The organism is Oleiphilus sp. HI0043, from assembly GCF_001634935.1.
This window is the reverse complement of sequence record NZ_LWEY01000245.1, coordinates 1-1,175: the sequence shown is the minus strand read 5'-3', so window position 1 is coordinate 1,175 and position 1,175 is coordinate 1. Positions and strand designations below refer to the sequence as shown.

Annotated in this window: 1 pseudogene; it reads right to left on the bottom strand. The window is 45.8% G+C overall.

From position 1 onward, the window contains the following. A pseudogene (locus A3729_RS03780) lies at window positions 1-1,175 on the bottom strand (malate synthase G); the annotation flags it as partial.

Below are 1,175 nucleotides of genomic sequence, written 5' to 3'. Positions count from 1 at the left end.
AATGCCGTCAAAAGACGGTGCCATGGCGATGTATTCAGAATCACCCGCATTATGGCCGTCAACAATCGCTGCCATACGCTTCAAGCTTTCTTCAACCTGTTCTTTGGTACAAACACCGTGCTCCAACCAGTTCGCCACGTGCTGAGAAGAAATACGCAATGTTGCACGATCTTCCATCAAACCAACGTTGTTGATATCTGGAACTTTAGAACAACCAACACCCTGATCAACCCAACGTACAACATAACCCAGGATACCCTGACAGTTGTTGTCGATTTCGTTCTGAATGAATTCAGGCGTTAGCGCCTTAACTTCATCTGCAGACATTAGTGGAACGCTTAAGATGTCATCTACGTTTGCATGCTCGCGAGTCTTAAGTTCGTTTTGAACCGCAAATACATCAATCTGATGATAGTGAATTGCGTGAAGTGCTGCAGCAGTAGGAGAAGGAACCCAAGCCGTGTTAGCACCCGCTTTAGGATGGCCCACTTTCTGCTCCATCATCATGCCCATTTCATCAGGAATCGGCCACATGCCTTTACCAATCTGTGAACGACCTTGTAGGCCTGTTTCCAAACCTGTATCAACGTTCCAATCTTCGTATGCGTTAATCCAAACTTGCTGCTTCATTTGAGTCTTAGCAACAAAAGGACCTGCCACATTGACGTGTGTAGCTCATCACCGGTACGGTCAAGGAAGCCTGTGTTGATGAATACAACACGGTCTTTCGCTGCACGGATACATTCTTTCAAGTTAACAGTGGTACGACGCTCTTCATCCATAATACCCATCTTCATCGTGAAGCGAGGCAGGTTAAGTGCATCTTCAACACGTGCAAACAATTCGTTAGCAAAAGCCACTTCTTCTGGGCCGTGCATCTTAGGTTTAACGATATTGACAGAACCTGTTGTAGAGTTCTTGAATGGGCTATTGCCATTCAAGTCGTGAATAGCGATAAGCGCTGTCACAACACCGTCCATGATGCCTTCAGGAATTTCAGAACCGTCTTCCAAAAGAATCGCAGGGTTAGTCATCAAGTGACCTACGTTACGAACGAACAACATTGAACGACCTTTCAAAGAGAAAGTATTACCGTCAACACCCGTGAATTCACGGTCAGCATTCATCACACGTGTAAATGTCTTACCGCCTTTGCTTACGTCTTCAGCCAGATC